Annotated in this window: 25 protein-coding genes; 9 read left to right on the top strand and 16 right to left on the bottom strand. The window is 63.3% G+C overall.

The features are described from left to right. On the top strand, positions 1 to 471 hold a 471-nt coding region (locus D7D26_RS08905), incomplete at its 5' end, for a YadA C-terminal domain-containing protein (protein WP_199674742.1). 116 nt (positions 472 to 587) lie between these two features. Here D7D26_RS08905 and recA read toward each other — a convergent pair. The 12 genes from recA to D7D26_RS08845 form a co-directional block, all read right to left on the bottom strand. After that, positions 588 to 1,748 carry a recombinase RecA gene (gene recA, locus D7D26_RS08900; RefSeq protein ID WP_120372822.1) on the bottom strand — a complete coding sequence of 387 codons (1,161 nt, stop codon included), beginning with the start codon at positions 1,746 to 1,748 and terminating at the stop codon, positions 588 to 590. A 36-nt stretch (positions 1,749 to 1,784) separates the two neighbouring features. Then, entirely contained in the window at positions 1,785 to 2,369 is a 585-nt protein-coding gene (gene thpR / locus D7D26_RS08895; RefSeq protein WP_158606325.1) for an RNA 2',3'-cyclic phosphodiesterase, read from the bottom strand. Further along, complete coding sequence (locus tag D7D26_RS08890; RefSeq protein WP_120372820.1) at positions 2,369 to 2,866, bottom strand: CinA family protein; 498 nt, start codon at positions 2,864 to 2,866, stop codon at positions 2,369 to 2,371. Before D7D26_RS08890 ends, thpR begins: the two co-directional genes overlap by 1 nt. 35 nt (positions 2,867 to 2,901) lie before the next feature. Beyond that, positions 2,902 to 3,399 (bottom strand): phosphatidylglycerophosphatase A family protein, encoded by a 498-nt coding sequence (locus D7D26_RS08885; protein WP_158606324.1) that lies wholly within the window; start codon positions 3,397 to 3,399, stop codon positions 2,902 to 2,904. Beyond that, positions 3,392 to 4,696, bottom strand: a complete 1,305-nt coding sequence (rimO, locus tag D7D26_RS08880) for a 30S ribosomal protein S12 methylthiotransferase RimO (protein WP_120372818.1) — start codon at positions 4,694 to 4,696, stop codon at positions 3,392 to 3,394. The genes D7D26_RS08885 and rimO overlap by 8 nt, the downstream gene beginning before the upstream one ends. Positions 4,697 to 4,700: 4 nt before the next feature. Then, positions 4,701 to 5,699 (bottom strand): helix-turn-helix domain-containing protein, encoded by a 999-nt coding sequence (locus D7D26_RS08875; protein WP_078015273.1) that lies wholly within the window; start codon positions 5,697 to 5,699, stop codon positions 4,701 to 4,703. A 55-nt stretch (positions 5,700 to 5,754) separates the two neighbouring features. Further along, the gene (gene rpe, locus D7D26_RS08870) at positions 5,755 to 6,438 is read right to left on the bottom strand and encodes a ribulose-phosphate 3-epimerase (RefSeq protein ID WP_120372817.1); all 684 of its coding nucleotides are present in this window, start codon (positions 6,436 to 6,438) and stop codon (positions 5,755 to 5,757) included. Beyond that, complete coding sequence (locus tag D7D26_RS08865; protein ID WP_120372816.1) at positions 6,417 to 7,502, bottom strand: PASTA domain-containing protein; 1,086 nt, start codon at positions 7,500 to 7,502, stop codon at positions 6,417 to 6,419. The genes rpe and D7D26_RS08865 overlap by 22 nt, the downstream gene beginning before the upstream one ends. A 25-nt stretch (positions 7,503 to 7,527) precedes the next feature. After that, positions 7,528 to 8,823: an RsmB/NOP family class I SAM-dependent RNA methyltransferase gene (locus D7D26_RS08860; RefSeq protein WP_158606323.1), complete on the bottom strand. Its 1,296-nt coding sequence runs from the start codon at positions 8,821 to 8,823 to the stop codon at positions 7,528 to 7,530. A 31-nt stretch (positions 8,824 to 8,854) separates the two neighbouring features. Continuing rightward, positions 8,855 to 9,556 carry a DUF6391 domain-containing protein gene (locus tag D7D26_RS08855; RefSeq protein ID WP_147413062.1) on the bottom strand — a complete coding sequence of 234 codons (702 nt, stop codon included), beginning with the start codon at positions 9,554 to 9,556 and terminating at the stop codon, positions 8,855 to 8,857. Between the two features lie 79 nt (positions 9,557 to 9,635). Continuing rightward, positions 9,636 to 10,331, bottom strand: a complete 696-nt coding sequence (locus D7D26_RS08850) for a zinc metallopeptidase (protein WP_078015278.1) — start codon at positions 10,329 to 10,331, stop codon at positions 9,636 to 9,638. A 93-nt stretch (positions 10,332 to 10,424) separates the two neighbouring features. Further along, positions 10,425 to 11,558: a DegT/DnrJ/EryC1/StrS family aminotransferase gene (locus D7D26_RS08845; RefSeq protein WP_120372813.1), complete on the bottom strand. Its 1,134-nt coding sequence runs from the start codon at positions 11,556 to 11,558 to the stop codon at positions 10,425 to 10,427. 226 nt (positions 11,559 to 11,784) lie between these two features. Between D7D26_RS08845 and D7D26_RS08840 the strand changes: the two genes are divergently transcribed. After that, entirely contained in the window at positions 11,785 to 11,982 is a 198-nt protein-coding gene (locus tag D7D26_RS08840) for a hypothetical protein (RefSeq protein ID WP_078015280.1), read from the top strand. A 93-nt stretch (positions 11,983 to 12,075) separates the two neighbouring features. On the opposite strand, the gene D7D26_RS08835 is transcribed toward D7D26_RS08840, so the two are convergent. Both D7D26_RS08835 and D7D26_RS08830 read right to left on the bottom strand, forming a co-directional pair. Further along, complete coding sequence (locus D7D26_RS08835) at positions 12,076 to 12,441, bottom strand: class II SORL domain-containing protein (protein ID WP_078015281.1); 366 nt, start codon at positions 12,439 to 12,441, stop codon at positions 12,076 to 12,078. Positions 12,442 to 12,610: 169 nt separating this feature from the next. Next, entirely contained in the window at positions 12,611 to 13,549 is a 939-nt protein-coding gene (locus D7D26_RS08830) for a DnaJ C-terminal domain-containing protein (RefSeq protein WP_078015282.1), read from the bottom strand. A 193-nt stretch (positions 13,550 to 13,742) separates the two neighbouring features. Here D7D26_RS08830 and dapF point away from each other — a divergent pair, with 193 nt between their 5' ends. The 5 genes from dapF (at position 13,743) to D7D26_RS08805 (ending at position 18,065) form a co-directional block, all read left to right on the top strand. Continuing rightward, complete coding sequence (gene dapF, locus D7D26_RS08825; RefSeq protein WP_120372812.1) at positions 13,743 to 14,558, top strand: diaminopimelate epimerase; 816 nt, start codon at positions 13,743 to 13,745, stop codon at positions 14,556 to 14,558. Positions 14,559 to 14,586: 28 nt separating this feature from the next. Further along, positions 14,587 to 14,793: a flagellar assembly protein FliH gene (locus D7D26_RS08820; RefSeq protein WP_078015284.1), complete on the top strand. Its 207-nt coding sequence runs from the start codon at positions 14,587 to 14,589 to the stop codon at positions 14,791 to 14,793. Positions 14,794 to 14,854: 61 nt separating this feature from the next. After that, a complete protein-coding gene (locus tag D7D26_RS08815) occupies positions 14,855 to 15,187 on the top strand; it encodes a diacylglycerol kinase (RefSeq protein ID WP_078015285.1) in 333 nt (110 codons plus the stop codon). An 88-nt stretch (positions 15,188 to 15,275) separates the two neighbouring features. Next, on the top strand, positions 15,276 to 16,328 hold the full coding sequence (locus tag D7D26_RS08810) for a BMP family ABC transporter substrate-binding protein (RefSeq protein WP_120372811.1): 1,053 nt from the start codon (positions 15,276 to 15,278) through the stop codon (positions 16,326 to 16,328). 93 nt (positions 16,329 to 16,421) lie between these two features. Then, positions 16,422 to 18,065 carry a Na/Pi cotransporter family protein gene (locus tag D7D26_RS08805; RefSeq protein ID WP_120372810.1) on the top strand — a complete coding sequence of 548 codons (1,644 nt, stop codon included), beginning with the start codon at positions 16,422 to 16,424 and terminating at the stop codon, positions 18,063 to 18,065. Positions 18,066 to 18,265: 200 nt separating this feature from the next. Here the strand turns inward: D7D26_RS08805 and nhaC are convergent, their stop codons facing one another. Both nhaC and D7D26_RS08795 read right to left on the bottom strand, forming a co-directional pair. Beyond that, entirely contained in the window at positions 18,266 to 19,687 is a 1,422-nt protein-coding gene (nhaC, locus tag D7D26_RS08800; protein ID WP_233543518.1) for a Na+/H+ antiporter NhaC, read from the bottom strand. Between the two features lie 282 nt (positions 19,688 to 19,969). Then, on the bottom strand, positions 19,970 to 21,541 hold the full coding sequence (locus D7D26_RS08795; protein WP_120372808.1) for an amidohydrolase: 1,572 nt from the start codon (positions 21,539 to 21,541) through the stop codon (positions 19,970 to 19,972). Positions 21,542 to 21,916: 375 nt separating this feature from the next. Between D7D26_RS08795 and D7D26_RS08790 the strand changes: the two genes are divergently transcribed. Both D7D26_RS08790 and D7D26_RS08785 read left to right on the top strand, forming a co-directional pair. Continuing rightward, positions 21,917 to 22,591: a GntR family transcriptional regulator gene (locus D7D26_RS08790; protein WP_078015290.1), complete on the top strand. Its 675-nt coding sequence runs from the start codon at positions 21,917 to 21,919 to the stop codon at positions 22,589 to 22,591. Between the two features lie 218 nt (positions 22,592 to 22,809). Continuing rightward, entirely contained in the window at positions 22,810 to 23,466 is a 657-nt protein-coding gene (locus D7D26_RS08785) for a metal-dependent hydrolase (protein ID WP_120372807.1), read from the top strand. Positions 23,467 to 23,693: the final 227 nt, after the last annotated feature.

Genomic DNA, 23,693 nt, shown 5'->3' with positions numbered 1-23,693 from the left:
GGCGAACTGAGAGGCGAAATCAAGACCACCGGAGCGCTCGGCTCCGCCCTCGCCGGCCTGAAACCGATGCAGTACGACCCCGTCGAACCCAGCCAGATCATGGCCGGCTTCGGAGCGTACAGAGGCGAGTACGCGCTGGCCCTCGGCTTCGCGCACTACCTGAAAGAAGACTTCATGGTCCACGCCGGAGTGTCCGTCACCCACCACGGCGATTCGATGGTCAACGCCGGACTGACCTGGAAGATCGGCAGGAAAGAAGACAAGGATCAGATCCCCGAACGCTACCGCAAGGGCCCGATCAGCAGCGTCTACGTGATGCAGAAGGAGAACGCCGAACTGCAGGCCGAAGTGGCCTCGCTCAAGCACAAGCTCGCCGAGAGCCAGGCCGACCAGGCGCGCGAGATCGCCGAACTGAAGTCGGATATGGAAAACATGAGACGCCTGCTGCGCGCCTCCGGCAAGCTCAAGTAACGCCGGTTTTCGACGGGACGGAAAACGGCGAAGAAACGCGAAGGGCCCCCGATCGCACGATCTACGATCGGGGGCTCTTCGCGTTTCTTCGCCGCGCTTTCGGGGAAAACGCAGCGTTACTTTTTGCTCTCTTTCTCCGTTTCGTCCTGCATGGACTCGTCGGAGATGTCCAGATCGATCACTTCTTCGTCGATATCCACGCCGTGGCCACTGTCCACGGAATCTTCGTCGTCGCTTTTTTCCGGCGCCGCGTAGAAGCCCAGGCCTTCGGCGGCCTGATCGAGCACGGTCTTGCGGATCTCGGCCAGCATCTCGGGGTTCTTGTCGAGGAACTCGGCCAGACGGTCCTTGCCCTGGGCGAGCGTCTCGCCCTTGTAGGTGAGCCACGAGCCCTTGCGCTTGACCACGTTGGCGTCGATGGCCATGTCGACGATGGACATGGTCAGGGGGATGCCCTTGCCGTAGATCAGCGAGCAGTGGGCGCTGCGGAACGGCGGCGCCTGCTTGTTCTTGACCACCTTGATGTAGAGCTCGTGGCCGATCACGTCGTCGCCCTTGGAGATCTGCTTGCCGCGGCGCACTTCGACGCGCACCGAGGTGTAGAACTTGAGAGCGCGGCCGCCCGTCGTCGTTTCCGTGGGGCCCTTGGAGTAGCCCGTGGGGATCGTGGCGCGCAGCTGGTTGATGAACACGACGACGCAGTTGCTGCGGGCGATCGAGGCGGTGAGGCGGCGCAGTCCGTAGGACATCAGGCGCGCTTGCAGCCCCACCTGGCTCTCGCCGATCGTGCCGTCGATCTCCGCCTGCGGCGTCAGCGCCGCCACCGAGTCGACGACGACGATGTCCACAGCGCCGCTGCGCACCAGCGTCTCGAGGATGAAAAGCGCCTGCTCGCCGCTGTCCGGCTGCGACAGGTAGAGCGATTCGATCTGCACGCCCAACGCCGCCGCGAGACGCGGATCGAGCGCGTGTTCGGCGTCGATGAAGGCCGCCACGCCGCCGGCCTTCTGCGCTTCGGCGATGGCGTGCAGCGCCAGCGTGGTCTTGCCGCTGCCCTCCGGTCCGAAAATCTCGACGATGCGGCCGCGGGGAAGGCCGCCGATGCCGAGCGCCACGTCCAGCGGCAGGATGCCCGTGGGGATCACTTCCACGTTCGCCGTGTTGCGCTCGCCGAGGCGCATGATCGAACCGTCGCCGAACTTGCTGCGGATGTCGTCGAGCGCCTGCTCGAGAATGTCCTCGCGCGTCAGTTTTTTGCCCTTTTTTGTTTCAGCCAAGGGAAACTCCTCCAGTCTCTGTGGTTTTATCGGAATCTACGCTCCGTCCGCCGCCGTTCCCAAGCGGCAGACCGTCAACGGTTCGTAGCGCGGACCTGCGGGCGTCAGGCGGCTGCGCATGAAGATCGCGCGGTCGGCCGTCCAGCCGCGCCCGGTGAGCTTCCACGGGCGCAGGGCGTCCAGCGCCGCCGGGTCGAACCCGCGCGAGGCGTCCATACGGGCCAGTGTCAAGTGAGGCGAGAACTTCCGGCCGTCGGGCGGCAGCCCCTCGTCGCGGCAGGCGCCTTCGATCAGGGCGTTCAGCCGTTCGAGCGCCGCCGTGTCGCCGCCCAAACCTGCCCAAAGCACCCGCGGCGGCCGGCCGAACGTGCCTGTTTTCCGCAAAGTCAGCGTCGGCGGAGCGGCCCGACGTTCCGACAGCAGATCTTTCACGCGCTCGCCAAGAGCCTGCGCCGCGGCTTGCGGAATCTCGCCGCAGAAACGCAGCGTCACGTGCAGATCGCCCTCCGCCACCCAGCGGACGCCCGAAACCGCGGCGCGGTTTGCGGCGATCCAGGCGGCGATCTCTTTTTTCAGCTCGGGCGCAAGCGGCAGGCAAAAGAAACAGCGCACGCGCTCCATCACTCCGCCTCCGCCAGCGCCTCGACCAGCATCGAGAGGGCGTGAGCCGCCGTCTGCGCTCGCACTGCGGCGCGGCCGCCGACGAAACGGCGCACATGGGCTTCGACTCCGCGAGGGCCGCATAAGCCGAACCATACCGTGCCAACGGGTTTTTCCGCGCTGCCGCCGTCGGGGCCGGCCACGCCGGTCACCGACACGGCCCAGTCGGCGCCGAGCGCTTTCGCCGCTCCCTGCGCCATGAAACGCGCGCATTCGCCGCTGACGGCGCCGACCGTGTTCAGAATTTCCTTCGGCACGCCCAGCAGCTTCGTTTTCACCGCGTTGGCGTAGCTGACGACGCCGCCGAGAAAGTACTCGCTGCTTCCCGGGACCGCCGTGATCGCGCCGGCGATCAGGCCGCCCGTGCAGGATTCCGCCGTGCCGACGGTAACGTGCCGCGCCAGCGCCAGTTCTTTGAGTTTCAGCGCCAGCGCCGTGATGTTTTCTTCCTGCGTCATCACTCACGGACCTCCTTCGAAAATCGCCGCGTTCCCTAAAAAGGCCACCAGCCCTCGATGAAGACCTTTCTCAGGCCCCAGAGCGCCAGATTGGCCAGAACGCCGCCGGCCACGTCGTCGAGCATGATTCCCAAACCGCCGGGGGCCTTCTCGCAGGCGTTGACCGGCCACGGCTTGAGGATGTCGAAGAAGCGGAACAGCAGGAAGCTGGGGATGAGAAAATTCACCGCGCCGCCGCCCTGCCCGACCACGGCCGCGTGCCCGATCGTGGCGATCAGCTGGCCGACCACCTCGTCGATGATCACTTCGCCGGGGTCGGATCGGCCGCAGGCCTTTTCATATGCCCCTGCCGCCCAGACGCCTAATGCTGCCAGCGCGGCGATCGCCGCCAGACGGACCGGCTCGGGCAGAAACACCGCCAGCACGCAGGCCGCGACGCTTCCCGCCGTGCCCGGCGCTTTCTTGACGATTTTCCCCAACCCGCCGACGGTGGCGATCAGCCCCGCCGGCGTCACCACAGGATCGTTATTCATGGATCGCCACTCCCGACAAATCATATTCCGATGAAGCGGTGATCTTCACCGCGATCACGTCGCCCGGCCGGGCGCGCTCCGCTCCCGTCACCGCGACGACGCCGTCGATCTCGGGCGCGTCGCGGAAGGAGCGGCCGACGCGCTCGCCCGTTTCCTCGTCGACCTCGTCGATCAGCACGTTCAGCTCATGCCCGACGAAATGCGCCTGCCGCGTCAGCGAGACCTGCTGCTGCAGTTCCATCAGTTCGTTGTAGCGCGCCGTCTTCTCCGCCTCGGGGATCTGGTCGGGAAACGCCGCCGCCGGCGTGCCGTCCTCGGGCGAATAGACGAACGCGCCGAGGCGGTCGAAGCCGATCTCCTCGACGAAGTCGAGCAGCTTGTCGAACTGCGCCCGCGTCTCGCCGGGGAATCCCACCATCAGCGTGGTGCGGAAGGCGAAATCGGGATCGATCTCGCGCCCGCGCCGGAACAGCTCGCGGATGTGGCGCTCCACCGGCGGGCGGTTCATGCGCCGCAGCACGCCGTCGTCGACGTGCTGGATGGGGATGTCGAGCCACGGCAAAATCACGGGGCTGGCGGCGACGCGTTCGAGAAAGGCCGTGTCGACCAGAGAGGGATGCAGATAGAACAGACGCAGCCAGACGCCGCGCGGCAGCTCCTTCTCCAGCTCGTCGAGCAGGAACGGCAGCGAGGGACGGCCGAACAGGTCGGCGCCGTAGATGCTCAGCTCCTGGCCGACGAGGCACAGCTCCTTCGCGCCTTCATTGACGAGGCGGCGCGCTTCGCCGACGATCTGCGCTACCGGCACGCTGCGCAGGCGGCCGCGGATGCCGGGGATGGCGCAGTAGGAACAATGGCTGTTGCAGCCTTCGCTGATTTTCAGATAGCGCGTCCAGGGCGTGCCCGACAGATCGGCGCGCAGGCAGCCGGACGCCGCCGCGGCCGGAACGTCGCGCCCCATCTCGCGGAGCAGCGCGCCCCAGTTCTCGGACTTCGCCCAGAAGTCGACCGTCGGGAACTCGGCCTTGAGTTCGTCGCCGTAACGGTTCAGCATGCAGCCGACGACGGCGATCCGGCTGACGACACCCTCTTTTTTCAGCCGTTCCAGATCGAGGATGACCTGAATGCCCTCTTCCACGGCCGCCTGCAGAAAGCCGCAGGTGTTGACGAGCGCGACGTCGGCTTTCTCGGCGCGGCTGACGAGGCGGAATCCCGCCGCCTCGAGAACGCCGCCGAGGTGTTCGCTGTCGACGGCGTTCTTCGGGCAGCCGAGGCTGACGATGTAGAGGTTCTTCACAGGGTTATCTTCTCACTTTCAGGCTCGAGCCGTCGGGACGGTATTCGAGGCGCTGCACGCCGCCGCCGGGAGAACTGAAATCCGTCCCGTTCGTGGAGACCTGCACGTTCTGTCCGGCGCCGAAACGGACGGACAGCGTCCTGTCCAGCGGGAAGGTCTGTTCAAAACCTTCGCGCACCGTGGTCACAAGCAGGTCTTTGTCTCCCTCTCTGACGCGCAGCCAGCAGTCGCCGCTGGCGCGGATCGTCAACGCGGCCTTGGCGGCGGCTTCGCCCGTTTTCTCCGGCATGACGGCCGGTTTCTCCGCAGGGACGAGGGGAGGCTCGGCGTCCGGCTCCGCGCCGGCGTTTTCTGCCTGTCGGCGAGCCTGCATTTCGCGTTGCACCGCCGCTTCCTCGGCTTTCCGCATTTCGTCGTGGCGCGCCTGTTCCGCTTCGCGGCTCTTCATTTCGTCATAGGCCTGTTCCCGCTGCAGCTTGGAAACTTCGCCGCGGAGGCGGTCCCAGTTGAACCACAGTCCGCCAAGCGCTCCTACGATGAGCAGAACCAACAGAATCACGCCGTTGCGGCGCGTCGAGCTGTGCCGGAAGCCGCGGGCCGGCAGCCCCATGTTCGCGGCGCCGGCCCGCACCGAGGAAGGCGGCATCATGGAATGCCGTCTCCCCGCGCTTTCTGACCGGTCGGCGGATTCCGACGCGCCCTGGGCCGGCCCGAAAGTGTCGATCGTCAACTGCTGGCGGTATTCGTTCCACAGCTCGGGAGCGCCGAGCAGCGTCGTGCAGGTGCGCACGAAACCGCGGGCGTACACCAGCGCTTTGAAGCGGGCGAAATTCCCCGCCTCGATGTCCTCGAGAAAGTTCTTCCGGATGCAGGTCGCCGCCGAGATGTCGTCGAGCGTCAGATTTTTGCTTTCGCGCAGGCGCTGCAGCTCGGCTCCCAGTTCCTGAAGCGAACGGGGTTCATCCTTCCTGCGCTCGCTCGTAGGGGTGTTCGCGTCTTTCATCGTGGTTCCTCCTTAAAAATACATGAAACACCGCTCGCGCACGCGGGCGCTTCCGCTATTCTCCATCCGCCAGCGCACGCATTTTCGCGACGGTCGCCGCCGGGTCGGGCGTGCCGAAAACGGCGCTGCCCATCACGGCCACGTCGACGCCGCAGCGGCGCACCTGCGCGACGTTGGGCGCGCCGACGCCGCCGTCCATCTCGATCAGGAACTTCAGGCCGCGGGCTTCGCGCAGCTGACACAGCGTCACGGCCTTCTCCGTCACCTCGGGGATGAAGGACTGGCCGCCGAAACCGGGATCGACCGACATCAGCAGCACCACGTCGGCGATGTTCAGCACGGGCTTAATCAGTTCCACGGGCGTGGCGGGATTGAGCGCCACGCCGGAACGGACGCCGGCGGCGCGGATCTTCGAAAGGGCTCGGTGCAGGTGGCGGCACGTTTCCTGATGAACGACAAGGTAATCGGGGCGGGATTCGAGGAACATGTCGAGAAAATCCTCGCCGGGCTCGACCATCAGGTGAACGTCGATGACGGCGTCGGGATAGCAGCGGCGCAGCGCCTTGACGACGGCGGGGCCGTAGGAGAGGTTGGGGACGAAATGGCCGTCCATGACGTCCACGTGCAGCCAGTCGAAATCGTTTTTCAGCGCGTCGACGGAGGCGCCGACCGCCAGAGGATCGGCGGAAAGGATCGAGGGCGCGATCAGAAACGGTTTCAATTGTAACGATCCTGCCATACGAAATTGCCTCCCAGATAGATGGTGACGACGGCTTCGCCCACGTAGGGGGCGTTGATCTTGATGTACTCGCCGGCCTTGGCCTTGCGGTTCACGAGCGTGTGCTCGCCTTCTTTGTCGATCAGCTCGATAACCAGCGTCTGATTGCTCACGGGCGGCGCCTGATAACGGATCGAAGCGACTTTTTTCTTCGTTTCGGCAGGCGGCTGCTTCTTGTCGTCCGGCGCCGTCTGCGCGGCGCCGTCGCCCTGCCGGTTCTGAACGGCTGCCGTGTCTGGATCGATGCCGGGCTCTACGACGGTCACTTTCGCGCCGCCGCCGCTCTTCTCACCGCCGTCCTGCTGCGGCGCCAGTTTGCGGTCCCAGCTGGCGACGCGCAGATGAACGTCGGCGCCGCGGGCCACGCGCTGGCCGGCAGCGGGATTCATGGAGACGACCATGCCCTGCGGCGAGCTGTTGCTGTAAACGTACTCCACGCGGGGACGCAGCGAGCTTTCGCGCGCCAGAGCCTCGGCCGTCTTCTCGTCGCGCTGGACGAGATCGGGAACGATCACCATGCCGGAAGCGGCGGCCGGCCCGAGGCTGATCAGCAGGCCGACTTCGCGGCTCTGGGAAATGGAGACGGGCGCCGCGGGATTTTGGGCGATGACGACGCCGGCGGGACGCTCGTGATTGATCTTCTGCACTTCGCCGAGGACGAACCCCGCCTCTTCGAGACGCGCCACGGCCTGTTTCTCCGTCAGACCGCGCAGATCGGGCAGCGGGAGCTTTTCGGAACCGCGGCTGACTTTGAGGATCGCCACTTTGTCGGCGCGGAGCTTGACGCCCGTCTCCGGCCACTGGCCGATGACGGTGCCGCGGGGAAGCGCCGAATCCTCTTCCTCGACGCGGGCTTTGATGCCCATGCGCTCCAGCGTCTGTACGGCCTCGATGACCGAACTGCCTTTCAGCAGCGGGATCGAACGGGCGGGATTGGAGAAGAAGACTTTATAACTGATAAAGGCCGCGCTGCCGATGATGCACAGCAGCACCACCAACAATGCCGCTCGAAAGGTTCTGCCCATGATGTTTGCCTCCGATAGAAAAAATTTATTTCGAGAACGCGGCGAGATAAAAGCCGTCGGTCCAAGGATTTTCCGGCGTCAGCACGCGGCCTCTCCCGCGATCGATCCCTCCGAAATCCGCGGAAAGGGGGCGTTCGGAGATTTCCGGGAAGGCGCGCAGCGCTTTCTCCACCACTTCTTCATTTTCCGCAGCGAGAAGGCTACACGTGGAATATACCACTTTACCGCCCTTTTTGACCAGCGAAAAAGCGCGGCACAGCAACCGATATTGGAGCTCCGCCAGTTCCGTCAGACTTTCCGGCGAGAGCCGCCATTTGCCTTCGGGGTGACGGCGCCAGGTGCCGCTGCCGGAACAGGGCGCGTCGACGAGGATCGCGTCGGGGGCGGCCAGCGGCTCCAGCTCGAGGGCGCTTCCCGTCCGCATGACGACGCGGCCGCTCAGTTTCAGGCGTTCCATCTCGCGGACGCCGGCGGCGACGCGGCCTTTGGAGAGATCCCAGCCTTCGACGGCGATGTCGGGGCGGAGCTGGGCGATCTGGCCGGTCTTGACGCCGCGGCCGGCGCACATGTCGAGCAGGCGCGTTCCCTCGAAATCGGCGGCTTCCGTGCCGACGAGGATCGAGGACTCGCTTTGAGGGGCGAACCAGCCTTCTCCGTACCCCGGCAGCGCGCTGGGCAGCGCGGTGTCCGCCAGGCGCAGCCCCTCCGGCAGCGGCGATTCCGCCACGATCTGTCCCGCTTCTTCAAGCCGTTGGGGCAGATCCCGCGGCGCACCCGGCGACAGACGCAGCGACAGCGAGCTGCCGCCGGCGTTCTGTTCGACGAGCCGGCGCCCTTCGTCCGCGCCGTAGTCGCGGCGCCAGCGTTCGCCCACCCAGAGCGGCACGCCGCTGAGCAGGCACAGCGAATCCAGACGGCCGTCGTTCCGCAGGCGCGCCAGCTCCGCCGGGCCTTCCTCCAGCACGCGGCGCAGCACGGCGTTCACCACGCGGGCGCCGCGCGGATCGCGCGCCTTCGTCCACTCGATCAGCGACGAGATCAGCACGGCGGGCGCGAACTTTTCCAGCTCCGTCAGCCCGGCCGCGCCCGTCAAGACCGCCGCCCGCACCGGCTTGGAAAACTTTTCCGGACGCGGCAGCAGGAATCTTTCGCGCAGATGTTCCCACAGCGAAAGCCGTCGCACGAGCGCATACGCCAGCGACGCCGCCAACGTGCGGTCCGGCGGCGAAACGCGGTCGCCCAGCGCCCGCAGCGACTCGCTGACGATGCCGCCTTTGCTCACCTGGCGCCAAAGGTACATGGCCGCTTCCACTCCGCGCATGGGCGCCGACGTCCTTTCCGCCGCTGGGGGCTTAATCTTCGACAATTTCGGCCTCGATGACATTTTCCGCCGCTGTGGACACCTCCACGCCGCGTTCGACGCTGCTGAAACGTCCGCCCAGCGCCGTTGCCGTGAGCACGCGGAACGCGGCGCCCTGCACCTGCAGCCCCGTCACGTCGCTGCCGCTCAGCGCGATTCCCTGCGCAAATGGAGCGACGTAAGGGGCGACGAACCACGACAGGACGACAGCCGCAACCACGCTGACCGCGTTCGCGCTCCCCGCGGCCGCCAGCAGAACGACCAGGGACAGGGCCGACAGGCCCATGGCGATGACGCGGAACAGCGGGCTTTCCGGAAGGATCCGCAGCGATTTCTCGCCGTTTTTCAGACGCGCCAGCGCCTGTATCGAAGCCTCGTAGACGGCGTTTTCGTCGTCGACGCCGTCGATGAAAAATCCCGCCGCCGAAGCGCTGCCGGTCACTCCCGGCCAGCCGTTCCGGCGGAGCACATTACAGGCCGCGTGGCAGAGCGTCAGATTGGCGCGTACGCGGGCGTCGAACAGCATGTCCCAGATCTGCCGCGGCGCTTTCGTCAGCCCGCGCGCCGACGCGCCGGCGAGAAAGATCCCGCCGCAGAACACGATCATCATCAAAAAAAGCGGCATCAGCAGGATCCAGCCTCCGGAAAACAGAAACAGGAACAACAACATCAGCCATAAGGGATTAAATCTCATCGTCATCCTCCCGAAGGCAGACAGTCAAAAAACGGGTGGCCTCCCCTTTCTCGGGGACCACCCGATTTTTCGACCATCGTCAGTCGCGGCTGCGCGAGTTGCGAAGCGCCAGGAGACGCACGAGCTGGAGCGCCGCCATCAGTGTGGCCGACACATACGTCATGGCCGCGGCGTTGAGGACTTTGCGTGCGCCGCCGACTTCGTCCCGGGTCATCATGCCGTTCGTGGAAAGCACCTTGAGCGCCCGGTTGGAGGCGTCGAATTCCACGGGCAGCGTGATCAGATGAAACGCCAGCACGCCGACGAACAGCAGGATGCCGATGTTCATCAGCATGTTCGAAGCGCTCAGCAGACCGATGAAGAACAGCGGCATGGCCGCGCTCGACGACAGCGACAGCAGCGGCACCACGGCGTTGCGGATCTGCAGCGGCGCGTAGCCCGTGGCGTGCTGCACGGCGTGCCCCACTTCGTGAGCGGCGACGCCGATCGCGGCGATGGACGTGCTGTCGTAAACGGGCTCCGAAAGGGACAGGCTGCGGTCGCGCGGATCGTAGTGATCGGTCAGCTGTCCGCCCACCTGCCGGATGGGCACGCCCGACAGACCGTAGCTGTCGAGGATCTGCCGCGCCGCTTCGCGGGCCGTCAGGCCGCTGCGCGAATGGACCCGCGAGTAAGTGGCGAAGGCGTTTTTCACGCGCGCCTGCGCCCACATCGCCAACAGGATCGCGGGAAACAGAATGATCATGGTCCAGTCAAGACCCAGCATAGGCATCATTTTCAAAGACCTCCCGTTTTTTAGGTTAGCCCTATTGAATCATGAACAGACGATTTGGTCAATATTGGTAAAAACTACGATTTTACCGCCTGTCTACTTGTAGAATTTCGCGATCGCATCGGCCACCCGCTGCTGCTCCTCCATGGTCAGCCCGGGGAAAACCGGCAGCGCCAGACACTCTTCGGCGAGCTTTTCGCTCTCGGGATAATCGCCCCGTGTGCCGCCGAGGAATGCGAAGCACTTTTGCAGATGCAGCGGCAGCGGGTAATAAACTCTCGAAGCGATCCCTTCAGCGCCGAGGAAGTCCATCAGCTCGTCGCGCTTTCGGGCGCGGACCACGTACTGATGATAGGTGTGGTAGTTGCCGGGAAGTTCGTAAGGCGCCGTCATGAATTCGCCCAGTTCTCGCTCGGCGAACAGCATCCGGTAGCGGTCGGCGATGCGGCGGCGCTCCTCGAGGCACTCGTCGAGATGGCGCAGGTGCACGCGCAGGATCGCGGCCTGCAGCGCGTCGAGACGGCTATTGAGCCCCACTTCGTCGTGGAAGTAGGTGGTCCCGGCGCCGTGTACGCGCAGACGGCTCAAACGTTCCGCCCGGGCGTCGTCGTTCGTGGTCACCATGCCGCCGTCGCCGTAAGCGCCGAGGTTCTTGGTGGGAAAAAACGAAAAGGCGCCCAGATCCCCCCAGCCGCCGCAGCGGACGATTTTGCCGTCCGCCTTGCGCCACGTGCCAAAAGCCTGGGCGCAGTCTTCGACGATATGGATGCCGCGGCGTTTCAGCTCGGGCGCGATCTTCTCCATCTCCACCATCTGGCCGAACAGGTGCACGGGCATGAAAACCTTCGTGCGCGGCGTGATCTTTTCCAGCACCTTGGCGGGATCGAGGTTGTAGCTTTTCGGGTCGATGTCGGCAAAAACCGGCGTAGCGCCGAGGCGCGTGATCGCGCTCACCGTCGCGAAGAACGTGAACGGCGTGGTGATCACCTCGTCGCCGGGCCCCACGTCGAGCGCCATCAGATCGAGCAGCAGCGCGTCGGAACCGGAAGCGCAGCCGACGGCGTGTTTGACTTCGAGATAATTGGCCGCCTCCGTCTCGAAGCTTTTCACTTCGGGGCCGAGCACGAAATATTGGTTCTCCACCACGCCGCGGATCGCTTCGTCGATTTCTTCCTTGATCTGCGCGTAATGCCTCTTCAAATCGAGCGTCGGAAGGGTTCTCTTTTCCATGGATGCATCTCCTCTGAGCTGGGACGGCGGCGTGAAAGGAGGCCGCCTGGATTATTCGTTCAAAAACGGGCCTTATCGATAAAATATTATCCCTCGGCGACTCCGTTTTCTCTCAGGTCAGTTTATTGTATCACGAGCCGCAGCATCGTGACACAGAGAGTGAAGAAACTGGTACAATACGTGGCAGGAAGTTCTTTCTATAATTCAGACAAAGGAGCCTTTTCCCATGAGATTGATCGTCACGTTTCTTTCCGTCGGCACACTGATCGCTTACGGTTACGCGCTGGCCGGCCTGGGCGGCTATCTGATCGGCAAAGGGCACCTGAGCTACATCGTCTGGGGACTGCTGCTCGGCACGCTCAGCGCCGTCGCCGCGCTCTTCCTGTGGCGCAAACACGCCCGCGAATTCTACGTCGACGACTGATCCGGCGGGCAGGGCATGATTTCATGAAAAAAGCCGATGATCAAGCGATCACCGGCTTTTTTGTCTTTGAAGAATTTGTGTTCCGCAGGCGGATTACTCCACCGCGATCTCGGCGCTGGACTCCCAGAGGCCGTGGATGTTGCAGTAGGAAACGGCGATGAGCGTGCCGCTCTCCTTGAGTTTGACGTGCAGGCATCCCTGAGGCGCCGTGGCGTTGTCGCCGTGGACGTCGAAGGTCAGCTCGCCGAGTTCGACCGCGAACTTGCTGGACGCGCCCTTGAAGTAGAGCTTGATCCAGGCGATGTAATGCTCCATCGTGTTGGGATGGGCGATCTCCTTGCCCACCGAAAGCATCACGTGGGCCGTCTCCCCCGCCTTGACGGACGCCGGCGCTTCGATCACGGGAACGTGCTTTTCGCCTTTCCAGTCGCCGCTTTGAATCAATTCACCAATTTTCATCGTATTACCCCCCATGGATAGATTTGGTTCTTGTACTCCGACCAATTATATCATGTATCTCCCGGAAGGGCAAAAATTATCGCCCGCTCCGCTCAAAGAATGCATAAAATCCCCCGCGCCTCCGGCAGATGTCGTTCGCCCGCCTCCCTTCGCCGCAGAAAAGCGAGCGTCAGGCGTGCAGCGCCCTGATCTGTTCCCACAGTTCCCGTTCGCGGGAAGAGACGTTCTGCGGCACGCTGATCCCGATCACGGCGTAAAGGTCGCCGCGCAGGCTGCCGCCGCGCATGGGCAGTCCCTTGCCGTGCAGCCGCAGGCGGGTTCCCGACTGGGAGCCGGCGGGAACTTTCACTTTCAGCGCGCCTTCGGGAGACGGCACGCTCACGGTCCCGCCGAGCACGGCGTCCCACGGCGCCACGGTCACGGCGGTGACGAGGTCGTAGCCGCTGATCTCGAAGCGGCTGTCCGTCTCGATGTGAACGACGACGTAGAGATCGCCGTTCTCGCCTCCGCCCCGGCCGGGCGCGCCCTGGCCGCGCAGTTTCAGGCGCGAGCCTTCGCGGATGCCGCGGGGCAGGTTCACCTCGATGGTGCGGGGCCCCGCTGCGCCGCTGAGGGTCATGTTCCGTTTCAGCGGCGCGGCCATCACGTCGGCCAGCGAAAGCGTGATCCGCACTTCGCTGTCTTCGCCGCGGGCCGCGCGGCCGCGGCCGCCGAAGAGGTCGCTGGCGCTGAAGCCCCGCGCGGGGCCGCCCATGTTGCCGAAGATGGTCTGGAAGAACTCGCTGAAGCCGCCGCCGTCGCCGAACTCCATGTGCACGCCGCCGCCGGGGAATCCGCCGAAGCCCTGGAAACCGCCGCCCTGTCCGCCGAACTGCTGCGCGGCTTCCCAGTTGGGGCCGAGGGCGTCGTACTTCTGGCGCTTTTCCGGATCGTGCAGCACTTCGTACGCTTCGTTCACGTCCTTGTACTTCCGCTCCGCGCCGGGGGTCTTGTTCACGTCGGGATGGTACTTCTTCGCCAGCTTGCGGTACGCGCTCTTTATTTCCTGTTCCGTGGCGGTCTTGGACACGCCGAGAATTTCGTAATAGTCTTTGTAGGCTACGCTCATAGCCGGACACCTCCACTGGTCAGGGCGATCTTTGTCGTCTAACCAAAGCTGACCATATTATATATTACTGGATTTCCTTTGTCCAGAGGAGGAAAACGAGACGTCGCGGAGCGAAACGGAAAGTTTTGGACAGAGCGCGCCGCTTGAGGTAAAATGAGAATGGAAAAATAAAGCGCCTCGCGGAGGAATGAGCATGGAGTTTTGGAAGATCAACGGCAACGGCAACGATTTCATCACGCTCGACATGCTGGCCGCGCAGAAATCGTCGGCCGAGCTGGCGAAACTGGCGCGACGCCTATGCCGCCGCCGCGCCTCCATCGGCGCCGACGGGCTGCTGATCGTGGAGCCGTCCGCGAACGCGCATTTCCGCATGAGGCTGTTCAACGCCGACGGATCGGAGGCCGAAATGTGCGGCAACGGCGCGCGCTGTATCGCGCGCTTCGCCTGCGAGCGCGGCGTCGCGCCGGCCGAAATGACGTTCGAGACGCTGGCGGGCGTGATGCGCGCGCGCGTCGAGGGCAGCTTCGCCGAGATCGACCTGGGCGAGCAGTCGTTCGCGCCGGGCTGGATCGACCGGCCGCTGACGATGGACGGCGCGACGTTCCGCAGCTGTTTTCTGTGGGTGGGCGTGCCCCATCTCGTGCTGTTCGCATCGGAGAAGCTGAGCCGCGAGGACTGCCGGCGTATCGGCCGCGCGTTTCGTGCGGACGCGTCGCTGTTCCCGCAGGGCTGCAACGTGAACTTCGCGCGCCCCGTCGGACGCGGCGAGCTGACGGCCGTTACCTACGAGCGCGGCGTCGAGGACCTCACCGATTCCTGCGGCACGGGCGGCGTGGCGTCGGCGCTGTCGGTCAGTCTGCTGTTCGGCATGGACGGCCCGATCGAGGTGCACAATCCCGGCGGCACGAACCGCGTCGCTTTCGAACGGCTTGACGAGACGCGCTTCCGCGCCGCTCTGGGCGGGAACACCGCCGTTGTCGCCAAGGGGGAACTTGGCCCCGATGCCTGATCATACCAGTGAAGGGGGAGAAGAGTTCATGAAGGACAAACGAGAGCTTTCCAAGGACGAGCTGGAGCTGCTCCGCGACGAAGCGCTGCCTCCGGCGGAAGACGAAGAGATCATCGAGGACGACGATTGGGCGGAGTTCCGCAAGATGAGCCCCGAAGAGCAGAAGTGGGCTCTGATTCAGCTTCAGCTCGATCAGGAACAGAAATACATCGAGAGTATTTTCACTCCCGAATAGGGAATAAAAAAACGCGGAGCGGCGTTCCGCTCCGCGGCAGAATCTTTCAGGACGTGGTGTGATGAGACATTTTTTCAAAGCGCTGGCGTATTCCTGGAGCGGCTTTCTCGTGCTGCTCAAGGAAGCCGCGTTCCGTCAGGAGCTGGTCATGCTGCTTGCCGCGCTGTCGGTCGTGTGCTGGCGGCGCGGCCTTTCCGCCCTCGGCGCCGCGCTGCCCTGGGGGCTGCTGGTGCTGGTCGCGGAAGCGCTCAACACCGGCATCGAAAAGACGGTGGATCTCTGCACGCCGGAACGGCATCCGTTGGCCAAAGCCGCCAAGGACGCGGCCAGTTTCGCCTGCGGCACGGCGATCCTGGCGTTCGCGCTGGTCTGCGCGCGGGAACTTTTCCTTTAGATCGTTTCGGTCGGGAGGCCGTTGTCTTCCGGCCGCAAAATGCCGGAAGTCCGAGAGCTTCCGGCATTTTTTTGAAAGGCGGGATGTGATGCGTTTCCTTCGCGTTTTACTGCTGCTGGCCGTATGGTCAGTGAGCGCCGCGCCGCTTCAGGCGCGCCGCCCTCTGCCGATCGGAGTCGTTTTTTCCTGCGGTCCCGAGGACTCGATGTTCCGTTCGTCGTTGAGCGGTATCAAGCGCGCCCGATCGGAACTGGACGTTAAGATCACCAGCTATCTCTGCAACTACAACAGCGCCGAATACGAGTCGACTGTCGCGGAGGCCGCCCGGCGGAACCGGCTGGTGCTCGCCGTCGGCAGTCCTCTCGCCGAAGCGGTCGACAGGGCGGCCCGCGCGCACGAAAGCGCCGATTTTGTGCTGTTCGACGCGAAATCCGTCAATCCCGGGGTCTCGTCGGTGCTGTTCCACCAGAGCGAAGCCAGTTATCTGGCCGGCGTGCTGGCCGTCCGTCTGGCGGCGCGCCGAAATTCCCGGAAGATCGGCATCATCCTCGGCGAGCGCGGCGAAAAAACGCCGGCAATGCTGGATTTTCTGCTCGGCTTCGAGCAGGGGGCCAAGGACGCCGACGGACGGACGACGCTGCTGAAACGGAGCGTCCAGTCCTGGAACGATCCTCAAAAAGCGAAGGCCATCGCCCGCGCCATGCATGACGAGGGCGCACAGGTGATCTTCCAGGCGGCGGGGCTGTCGGGAAACGGCGTCGTCGAAGCCGCCATCGAAGAGGGTTTTTACGTGATCGGCGTGGACGAACCGCAGGAGCGCCTTGCTCCCGGCGTCGTGCTCACGGCGGTGCTGAAGCGCTTCGACCTGGCCCTCTTCGACGTGATCAGCGCCCGCGTGGGCGGTCATCTCCGGCGCGGCGCCACGCTTCATTATCGGCTGTGGAACCGCGGCGTCGAACTTTCGTGGACTTCCAACGCGCTGATCCCCGACGAACTGCGCCGCGAGCTCGAAGGGCTCTCCTACCGCATCGTTGACCGCGCGATCCGCGTCGCCAGCTGTTATAACGACGACGGCACCTTCAAGGCGACGCTGAAACCGCTGCCGCCGGAGTTTTCCGCCTCGGGATCGGGGAAAAAATAACGTTTTCGCCACGGGGTTCCCATCGGCACCTTGAAGCGAAGAAACGTCTGCTTCATCGAAGGGACGGCTTTTCATGAGAAACGGGGGGAACGAATGAATCTGAGCACTTTGTTCCAGATCATGGGCGGCGTCGGGCTGTTTCTGTACGGCATCAAACTGATGGGCGACGCCCTGCAGGACTTGGCGGGCGACCGCATGCGCACGCTCATCGCGTCGCTGACGAGTACGCCGCTGAAAGGCGCGCTGGTCGGCACGCTGGTGACGATGGTGATCCAGTCGAGCGCCGCCACGACGATCATGTCGGTGAGCTTCGTGCAGGCGGGGATGATGACGCTGAAACAGGCGCTCGGCGTGATCATGGGAGCCAACATCGGCACCACCGTCACGGCGCAGCTGGTCGCTTTCAACATGAAAGAGCTGGCGCTGCCGCTGCTGGGCATCGGCATGCTGTTGGCGGTGTTCGGCCATTCCAAAAAGCGCCGCTACGTCGGCAACGGCATCTTCGGCTTCGGCCTGCTTTTCATCGGCATGAACACGATGGAGCACGCGCTCGGCTTTCTCGCCGCCAACAAACAGTTTTTCCTCAGCTTCGCCTCTCGGCCGCTGCTCTGCGTGGCTGCCGGTACGCTGCTGACCATGGCCGTGCAGTCAAGTTCGGCCACCGTCGGCCTGACGATCGCCATGGCCGTGCAGGGACTGCTGCCGCTCCAGTCGGCCATCGCCATCCTGCTGGGCGACAATCTTGGCACGACGATCACCGCCGTCATCGCCGCACTGGGATCGAGCCGCTCGGCCAAGCAGGCGGCGGCGGGACACGTGCTCTTCAATCTGCTCGGCGTGGCCATCTTCCTGCCGCTGCTTGTCCCTTACTCGGCGCTGATCTCGCACACGTCCGGGAATATCGCCCGTCAGCTGGCCAACGCCCATACGCTCTTCAACGTCGTCAACACCATGTTCCAGCTGCCCTTTGTGAGCCTGCTCGCCCGGCTGATCCAGAAACTGCTTCCGGTCAGGGATGAAAAAGTTTACACCGGCGCCCGTTATCTGAACGAGAGCCTGCTGAACACGTCGCCGGCCGCCGCGCTTACGGCGGTGCGCAATGAACTGCTGAACATGGGCGGCATGGCGCTGGAAATGCTCGACCTGGTAAAGCAGGCCTTCGCCGCCAAGGACCCGTCCGCCGCAGCCAAGCTGAACCAAGTGGAGGACGGCCTCAACGACCTGACGCGGCGCGTCGCCTCTTTCGCCGCCAAGCTCTGGCAGCGCCACATCTCCGATCATCTTTCCTCGCTGCTCGAATCTCTCGTCAACGGCTCCAGCGACATCGAGCGCATCGGCGACCATGCCCAGAACATGATGGAGCTTTACGAATACCTTCAGGACCACAATCTCGAATTTTCGCCGTCGGCCGTCCAGGAGTTTTCCGCCATGATGGCTCTGGTCCGCGAGATGGTGCAGAAGGCGCTCGAAGCCCTGCGCGCGGAGAACGTCGAACTGGCCCGCGAGGTGTCGGTGACGATGGAAGACCGGGTCGACGCCATGGAGAAGCAACTGCGGCACATGCACATGCAGCGCCTCAACGACGGGACCTGTACGCCCTCGTCCGGCGTACTCTTCATCGACCTGGTCAGCAACATGGAGCGCATCGGCGACCACGCCACCAACGTCGCGGAAATCATTCTGGAAACGTCCGGTCTGCAGGCACGCCGGGAAACGGGCAAAAAGTTCGAGCTGTGACGAGCGCGGGGAGACGCGCGCGTCGCCGCGAGGACGTCCCAAAAAGCGGCCGGCTGAACGCCTACCGCGCCGCTTCGTGATGTAGATTTTTGACTCAAACGACGAACGAGTTGCCTTCCAACTCGTTCGTCGTTTTTTATCGGGAGTCAGTGTGGAATTGCCCTCGGAATGTAACAAAGTCAAGCTTTCAATGCAGGATATTATTCGGCTGCTCTGGCGTTGATCAGCGTACGGCGTTCGCGTTTGATGGAGCCGTCGGGCTGGCGCCAGAATACGCCGATACCGAGGTAGGTGATGGCGATCGCGACGAACGGGCAGAGCCAATTCAAGAGGGCATAAGGAGCGTAATCGAGCGTGGCGACGCCGAGGACGCCCGCCGCGTAACCGGCGCAGACGTTCCATGGGATCAGCACGGAAGTCAGCGTGCCGCAGTCTTCCAGCGAACGGGACAGCATGCGGGGTGCGAGCCCGCTCTCCGCGAATTTTTCCTTGAACATGCGCCCGGGGATGATGATGGAAAGATACTGGCTGCCTGTCAGCAGATTGCCGATAAAACAGGAGGCGATCGTCGTGGCGATCAGGCCGCCGGCACGGCGCACGCCGCGAGTGATGGCGCTGAGCAGAACGCGCAGGAAACCGCCCGCTTCAAGAAAACCTCCCATGGCCATCGCGGCGATAGCCAGCTCGACGGACCACATCATCGGGAACATGCCGCCGCGCCCCACAAGACGAGAGATCATGGCGGACACGTCCTTGGCCAGTTCGGGCGCAAGCGTGATCCCCCTTTCGGCCAGGAGCCCGGCAACGGCCGTCATGTCAGCGGCGCCGGCGACCTGAGCCGTCAGCTGAGGTTTGTAGCCGCTCTGGCCAAGGGACCAGATCTCGCCGATGGAAACGCCCTGGGTAAAGGCCATGATGACGGACACGAGAATACCGAGGCAGATGCCGGGCATGGCGGGGACTCTCAGCGCCGAAGCGACGATAACCACAAGCGGCGGCACGACGCAGAGCCAGCTCACGTTGAACTCGGCGGCGATCATGGTCTGGATGGCCTTGATGCGCTCGGCATCCAGCGTCTGACCGGCAAAACCGCGCCCCCAGAAGATGTACACGGCGAAGCAGATCAGCAGTGTCGGCAGAGTGGTCCAGAGCATGGCGCGGATGTGATCGAACAGGTCGTTTCCGGCCACGGCCGGAGCCAGATTCGTGGTATCCGAAAGGGGCGACATTTTGTCGCCGAAGTAGGCTCCCGAGACCACGCAGCCGGCGGTCATGGCGGCGGGGACGCCCAACCCGTTGCCGATGCCCATCAGCGCGACGCCGATCGTTGCCTCGGTGGACCACGAAGAACCGGTGCAGAGAGCGATGATCGAACAGATCACCATGGTGGCCAGCGGGAAGTACGCGGGGCTGAGGATGTCCAGACCGTGATAGATCAGGCCGGGGATGATGCCGGCACGCATCCAGATGCCAATGAGAATGCCGACGAGCATCAAGATCATGCACGAGGGCAGCGAGGCCATAATGCTGTTCAGCGCCGCCTGCATGACGTCGTCGTATTTCAGCTTCAGCCACCAGCAGTCGACCAGAGCCACTACCATGGCCAGCATGGCGATGGGCACGTGCACGTCGACGCCGTATTTCAGCGTTGCCAGCGAGACGACGGCGTGATCAGGGCGATCAGCAGAAGCGCCGCTCCCAGCGTCGCTTCGCGTTTTGTTTCGTGCGGAACTCTCTTTTCTTCTTCCAACATCGTTGTTTCCTCCTTCACGATTTCAAATTCGCATACGAGCGTCTCGCGGATGCCCGGTAAAACACCCCGTTAACCGAGCCGCAGCGCGGCTTTCAGCCTCTGCGCCGGAGCGGATGTTCCACGTGGAACATCCGCTCCGGCGCAAAAATTTTCAGCGCGACCAAACCTTTCTTCCCTCCAGATACGTGGCCAGATGCGTCGTGCGGCGCAGTTCCATGGCAGGCTTTTCAAAAGGATTGCCGTCGGTCACGGTGAAGTCGGCGCGATAGCCGGGATGGATGCGACCGAACTCGTTTCCTCTGCCGACGGCGCGCCACGGATTGATCGTATAGGCCGTCAGGGCTTCGTCCAGCGTCAGCGTCTGCGAGGGATCGTACTTGAGCGGCGAGCCGTCGTCGTCGCAGCGGCACACTGCACTCCAGATGCCGATCCACATGTTCTCCAGTTCCATCGGCGCGTCGGTGCTGCCCACGACAAGCAACCCCGTGTCCCAGAGCGCGCGGAAGGGATACGCGTCGAGGGCGCGCTGCGCGCCGAGGCGCAACGGCGCCATGACGCGATCGGTGTAGCATTGACAGGGCTGCAGGTCGAGCACGACGCCAAGGCGGGCGAGTCGTTCGCGCAGGTCTTTGGGACAGCAGATCACGTGCACGAAGCGATACGGCAGTCGCGGCCGTCCCTCTTCCCCGATGACGCGTTCCACGGCGCCGGCGGCCTGTTCGACGGCCGCGTCGCCGATCATGTGCGCCTGCACCTGAATGCCGCGGCGGTGAGCCGCGCGGATCAGCCGATCAAGCTCTTCGTCGGTGTGATTGGGTACGCCGCGGCTCCCGGGCATGTCGTCGAAGGGCTCGCGCATGGCGCAGGTGTGTCCGCCCAGCGTGCCGTCCATGAAGATCTTCAGGCCGCCGTACATGATCTGATCGTTGCCGATGCCGGAGCGGAAGGTGAACTCCGGCAGCCGGTCGTGATAGCAGATCACGCGCACGGGCAGTTTGCCCCGCTCGTACAGATTCTGCCAGGTGAAGATTTCCTCGCCGAGAGCGTATTTGGGCGCGTCGCAGGCATGCCCGCACGTGACGCCCCGAGAGGCCATGCACAGCGCGGCTTCCTCCATCGCGTCCGTAAGCTTTTGCGGCGTCTCGTATTCCGCTGCCACCGCTTCGATGATGGGAGCTGCGCCGCCTTCGGTCATGACGCCGGTGACTTCGCCCCTTTCGTCGCGCAGCACGTAAGGATCGGCGCTGTTCCACAGGCCGCTTTCCTTCATGGCGCGGGTGTTGGCGATGTGGCGATGGCCGCAGTAACGGCTCATCACGACGGGATGGTCGAAGTTGAAAGAGTCAAGCCATTCCCGCGTCGGCGGCGTCGTGTCGGCCCAGGCCATCTCGTTGAAGTTAATGGCGCGGATCCATGCGCCGGGCTTGAGCTGCGCCGCTTTTTTGCGAAGCATCTCGCCGGCTTCCGCAAGAGATTTGACCGACAGCAGGTCGACGTAGAGACGTTGACGGGCAAAAGCGGTCAGATGCAGATGCCCGTCGCTCATGCCGGGCATGACCATGTTGGCGCCATAATCCTCCACGTCTGCGCCGGGACAGGCAGCGCGAGCGCCGGCCCAATCGCCCACGTAAACGAAACGACCGTTCTCGACTGCCGTCGCCTCGGCCCAAGGGCGGTCTTTGCATCCCGTCCAGATCTTGCCGCGAATCACAAGGCTTTTCATATTCTGCGCCCCGCCTTTCCTTCGATTTTCTGTTTTGGTCCTGCAGAAAACGCATACGAATTTCAGCCGACATCACATAAGCAATCGACGCAAAATTCTGTCTCGCCGGATATTTATTATAATTCAGCATTGTATACGTCTTTGCGTTTTTTTCATCTGCCCAAAATCACTCATTTGTTCCCATCCGATGAGACAAAATTACAGCAATAAAATGCAAAAATCGTATTTTGCAAAAATTTAGCTGCGATATATCTCGAAAAATCCGCACAGAAACGGCTCGCGGCGATGTGGTGTATAATTGTGAAGATCGTTCCGACAGCGACGGGAGTCAACGGCCGACCGTCCATTCAGCCCAGCTTGCAGGAGGCTCTGAAAATGAAAGAACCGGAAGCTTACGCCCCGACTGCCGCGGATTTCGTCTACCGACATCTGCGCGCCCAGATCTTCGCCAAAAAGCGCCAGCCCGGCGACCGGCTCACCGAGGAGGCGATCGCCCAGGAGCTCGACGTCAGCCGCACGCCCGTGCGCGAGGCGATCCGCCGCCTCACCGCCGAGGGATTGGCGACGCTGATCCCCAACGCCGGCGCCCGTCTGGCCAATCCGACCAAGAAAGAAATCATGGATACCTACGAGCTGCGCGAATATTTGGAGTGTCTGGCGGCGCGCAAGGCGGCTCTCAACATCACGGGCGCGCAGGCGAACACGCTTCAGCAGACGATCGACGAAGAAGAGCAGATTTTCGCCGCCCGCAATTTCGAGGCCTATCTCGACGTGAACAACCGTTTTCACCGCACGCTGGCGGAGTGTTCCGGCAACGCCGTGCTGGCGGAGTTCGTCGGCAATCTGCTGGCGCGCACCTGCGTGTACATGATCTTTTACGATTCGTTCTTCGACATGAGCACCAACCCCAGTCTCGACGAGCACCGCGCCCTGCTCAAGGCGCTGCTGGCGCACGACTCCGACAAGGCGGAGCAGCTCATGAAAGTCCATTTGATGCTGTCGGCCACGTCGCTGAAAAGCAACGAAGGACTGCGCGTTCGCAGCGAATAAACGTAGACCGCCATGAAGAGGACGCGCTACCTTGGAAGGATCGCTCAACCGGTTTTATCGTCTCCGTTAACAGAGTTACCGTTATCTAAACATCAAAGATACAGTTCCGTCGAAAATATGCTATGCTGAACGTACGCAGCTGGAGCCGCAAGGAGAAGAGCCGTAGAAATGCTCGTTCAGGATGCGACGCCTGATCCAAATGGAAGGGAGCGATTTTCATGAGACTGACGTTTTTGGGACATGCCTGTTTTGATCTGTGCGACGGAAAATACCACGTGCTCACCGATCCCTATCTGAGTGGCAACGACCTTGCCGCCGCGAGAGCCGGCGAAGTTCCCGCCGACTTCATCCTCGTCAGCCACTGTCACGGCGACCATCTCGGCGACACGCTGGACATCGCCCGGCGCACGGGGGCGACGGTGGTCGGCGTGGCCGAGCTGCGCGGCATGCTGACGGAGGCGGGGCTGAAAAACTGTCTCGGCAACATCGGCGGCTGGGGGCCGATGCCGTTCGGGCGCGTCAAGCTGCTTCAGGCGATCCACGGCAGCGGCCTTCCGGGAGCGCTGGCCTGCGGCTTTCTGATCGAGATGGACGGCAAAAAAGTTTATTTCGCCGGCGACACGGCTTTTTACGGCGACATGGCGCTGCTGGCCGAGGAAAAACTGGACGCGGCGCTGCTGCCGATCGGCGATTTCTACACGATGGGGCCGGACGACGCGGCCCGCGCGGCCCGCGCCATCGGCGCGAAGATCACCGTGCCCATGCATTACGACACGTTCCCGGCCATCAGGCAGGATCCGCAGGCGTTCAAGGCGCTCTGCGAGCCGGCCAGCAGGGTCGCGGTGCTGCGGCCCGGCGAATCTCTCGAGCTGTAAACTCTTCCGCGAAAACGTTCCGGGTAAATTTTCAGAGTAAATGCAACCTCGTCAAAGTAAATGCGACGGGGTTGCATTTACTTTGACAGGACAAAAGCAGCAAGCAGTCATTACGAACACATAATAACGATCAAGATTGCGCTAACGGAACAAATTCAAGGGGATGAAAAGCTGTTACGAGGAAATTGTCCGAAAAAAGAGCATACAAAAGTGACCCTCAACTGAAA

This window comes from Pyramidobacter sp. CG50-2, from assembly GCF_003612005.1.
Lineage (GTDB): Bacteria > Synergistota > Synergistia > Synergistales > Dethiosulfovibrionaceae > Pyramidobacter.
This window is presented reverse-complemented; position numbering and strand designations above follow the sequence as displayed.

Bases quoted from the DNA above. Each gene is read 5' to 3' on its own strand.
- D7D26_RS08860 (WP_158606323.1), bottom strand. From the start codon at position 8,823: ATGCGCGGAGTGGAAGCGGCCATGTACCTTTGGCGCCAGGTGAGCAAA.
- D7D26_RS08890 (WP_120372820.1), bottom strand. From the start codon at position 2,866: ATGACGCAGGAAGAAAACATCACGGCGCTGGCGCTGAAACTCAAAGAA.
- thpR (WP_158606325.1), bottom strand. From the start codon at position 2,369: ATGGAGCGCGTGCGCTGTTTCTTTTGCCTGCCGCTTGCGCCCGAGCTG.
- D7D26_RS08855 (WP_147413062.1), bottom strand. From the start codon at position 9,556: ATGAGATTTAATCCCTTATGGCTGATGTTGTTGTTCCTGTTTCTGTTT.
- D7D26_RS08850 (WP_078015278.1), bottom strand. From the start codon at position 10,331: ATGATGCCTATGCTGGGTCTTGACTGGACCATGATCATTCTGTTTCCC.
- D7D26_RS08835 (WP_078015281.1), bottom strand. From the start codon at position 12,441: ATGAAAATTGGTGAATTGATTCAAAGCGGCGACTGGAAAGGCGAAAAG.
- D7D26_RS08810 (WP_120372811.1), top strand. From the start codon at position 15,276: ATGCGTTTCCTTCGCGTTTTACTGCTGCTGGCCGTATGGTCAGTGAGC.
- D7D26_RS08840 (WP_078015280.1), top strand. From the start codon at position 11,785: ATGAGATTGATCGTCACGTTTCTTTCCGTCGGCACACTGATCGCTTAC.
- D7D26_RS08785 (WP_120372807.1), top strand. From the start codon at position 22,810: ATGAGACTGACGTTTTTGGGACATGCCTGTTTTGATCTGTGCGACGGA.
- D7D26_RS08815 (WP_078015285.1), top strand. From the start codon at position 14,855: ATGAGACATTTTTTCAAAGCGCTGGCGTATTCCTGGAGCGGCTTTCTC.
- D7D26_RS08805 (WP_120372810.1), top strand. From the start codon at position 16,422: ATGAATCTGAGCACTTTGTTCCAGATCATGGGCGGCGTCGGGCTGTTT.
- D7D26_RS08830 (WP_078015282.1), bottom strand. From the start codon at position 13,549: ATGAGCGTAGCCTACAAAGACTATTACGAAATTCTCGGCGTGTCCAAG.
- D7D26_RS08845 (WP_120372813.1), bottom strand. From the start codon at position 11,558: ATGGAAAAGAGAACCCTTCCGACGCTCGATTTGAAGAGGCATTACGCG.
- D7D26_RS08795 (WP_120372808.1), bottom strand. From the start codon at position 21,541: ATGAAAAGCCTTGTGATTCGCGGCAAGATCTGGACGGGATGCAAAGAC.
- D7D26_RS08790 (WP_078015290.1), top strand. From the start codon at position 21,917: ATGAAAGAACCGGAAGCTTACGCCCCGACTGCCGCGGATTTCGTCTAC.
- dapF (WP_120372812.1), top strand. From the start codon at position 13,743: ATGGAGTTTTGGAAGATCAACGGCAACGGCAACGATTTCATCACGCTC.
- D7D26_RS08885 (WP_158606324.1), bottom strand. From the start codon at position 3,399: ATGAATAACGATCCTGTGGTGACGCCGGCGGGGCTGATCGCCACCGTC.
- D7D26_RS08865 (WP_120372816.1), bottom strand. From the start codon at position 7,502: ATGGGCAGAACCTTTCGAGCGGCATTGTTGGTGGTGCTGCTGTGCATC.
- D7D26_RS08820 (WP_078015284.1), top strand. From the start codon at position 14,587: ATGAAGGACAAACGAGAGCTTTCCAAGGACGAGCTGGAGCTGCTCCGC.
- D7D26_RS08875 (WP_078015273.1), bottom strand. From the start codon at position 5,699: ATGAAAGACGCGAACACCCCTACGAGCGAGCGCAGGAAGGATGAACCC.
- rpe (WP_120372817.1), bottom strand. From the start codon at position 6,438: ATGGCAGGATCGTTACAATTGAAACCGTTTCTGATCGCGCCCTCGATC.